Source organism: Roseisolibacter sp. H3M3-2, assembly GCF_029211165.1.
Classification (GTDB): domain Bacteria; phylum Gemmatimonadota; class Gemmatimonadetes; order Gemmatimonadales; family Gemmatimonadaceae; genus Roseisolibacter.
This window is the reverse complement of sequence record NZ_JARGEK010000627.1, coordinates 1-1479: the sequence shown is the minus strand read 5'-3', so window position 1 is coordinate 1479 and position 1479 is coordinate 1. Positions and strand designations below refer to the sequence as shown.

The window sequence follows — 1479 nt, the reverse complement described above, 5'->3', positions numbered from 1 at the left end:
CGCCGCGTCGTGGAGTAGGTGGCCGACGCCGCGCGCGCGCCGCGCGGCGTGTTCGACGAGGGCGGACGCGCCGCGGCGCGCGACGCGCTGCTCGGCGCCACGCTGGCGCAGGCCGTCGACACGCTGCGGGCGCGGCTTGGCGCCGACCCCGCGGGATGGATGCTCGGGCAGCCGCGCTACCACCACACCGCCATCCCGCACCCGCTCGGGGGCGAGTACGACGTCGGCACGCTGCCGCGCGGCGGCTCGGCGAACACGCTCAACGCGACGGGCGACACCGACCGGCAGGGGCACGGCGCGTCGCTGCGCGTGGTCGTCGACCTCGCCGACTGGGACCGCTCGGTCGGCACCAACACGCCGGGGCAGAGCGGCGACCCGCGCAGCCCGTTCTACCGCAACCTGTTCGCGGGGTGGGCGGCCGGGCGCTACTTCCCGCTCCCCTACACCACGGGGGCGGTGGACGCCGCCGCCGTGCGCCGCGAGGTGCTGCGCCCGTGAGCGACGACGTCGCCGTGGTCGGGCGCGAGGAGCTGTGGGCGCGGCTGCAGTCGCCCACGCCGCCGGCGCTGTTCGAGGTGCTCCCCACGGGCTACTGGCGCAAGCACCACCTCCCGGGCGCGATCGCGGCGCCCCCCGAGACGGCGGTCGACGTCGTGCGCGCGCACGTCCCCGACCCGCACGCCGAGGTGGTGCTGTACTGCTGGGACCCCGGCTGACCCCGCTCACGGTACGCCGCCCGGGAGCTGGCGGCGCTGGGCTACACCAACGTGCGCGACTACCGCGACGGGAAGGCCGACTGGATCGCGGCCGGCCTGCCGATGGAGCGCCCGCCGCGCCCGTGAGCGCCGCGGCCGGGATCGGCGTGTCGCGCGTTCACGGGTCGACGGCCGCCAGCGGCAGCACGCGCGCGAGCGGCTCGTAGAGGCGCGCGAACTCGTCCGCCGGGAGCCGGTCGCGCACGCGCAGCGCGAGCAGCGCCGCGGCGAGCAGCGCCAGCGTCTCGGCGCGCGCCCCGGGGTGCGCGGCGTGCAGGTCGGCGAGGCTGCGCAGGTGGCCGTCGAGGCGGCGGGCGTCGGGCGCGTCGTCGAGCATCGCGCGCCCGATCGCCACCCCGCGCCGCAGCCCCGCGAGCGACGGCAGCCCGGCGATCAGCGGCGCCTCGCGCTCGGCGATCGCGTCGAGCCGCCCCCAGCCGACGGGTCCGAGCGCGCCGAGGCGCGCCAGGAAGCGGTCGACCGCGGCGTCGCGGGCGGAGTCGTGGGTGCGGACGAGGGCGGTGGTCACGTTCTCACTACGATCGGACACGCCGATGGTTGCCGCCAGCGCGGCGGCGGGGGCATCTCTCCCCGCATGCCCCGCCCGCGCGTCCCGCTGCTCGCCCCGCTGCTGGCCCTCTGCCTCGCGCTCGCCTGCCGCCCGGCCGCGGCGCCCGCCCTCCCGGCCGCGGCGCCGGGATCGGCGCGCCTGCGCGCCCGCCCC

General features: G+C 79.2%; 3 protein-coding genes. 2 read left to right on the top strand and 1 reads right to left on the bottom strand.

The genetic code is table 11. The annotated features are described in order from the left end of the window. The first annotated feature begins 18 nt into the window (after positions 1-18). The gene (locus PYV61_RS25230; RefSeq protein WP_275836643.1) at positions 19-498 is read left to right on the top strand and encodes a penicillin acylase family protein; all 480 of its coding nucleotides are present in this window, start codon (positions 19-21) and stop codon (positions 496-498) included. Continuing rightward, entirely contained in the window at positions 495-716 is a 222-nt protein-coding gene (locus tag PYV61_RS25225; RefSeq protein ID WP_275836642.1) for a hypothetical protein, read from the top strand. The genes PYV61_RS25230 and PYV61_RS25225 overlap by 4 nt, the downstream gene beginning before the upstream one ends. A 157-nt stretch (positions 717-873) precedes the next feature. Here PYV61_RS25225 and PYV61_RS25220 read toward each other — a convergent pair whose 3' ends face one another. Next, positions 874-1284, bottom strand: coding sequence for a hypothetical protein (locus PYV61_RS25220; protein WP_275836641.1), 411 nt, complete (start codon positions 1282-1284; stop codon positions 874-876). Positions 1285-1479 lie beyond the last annotated feature (195 nt).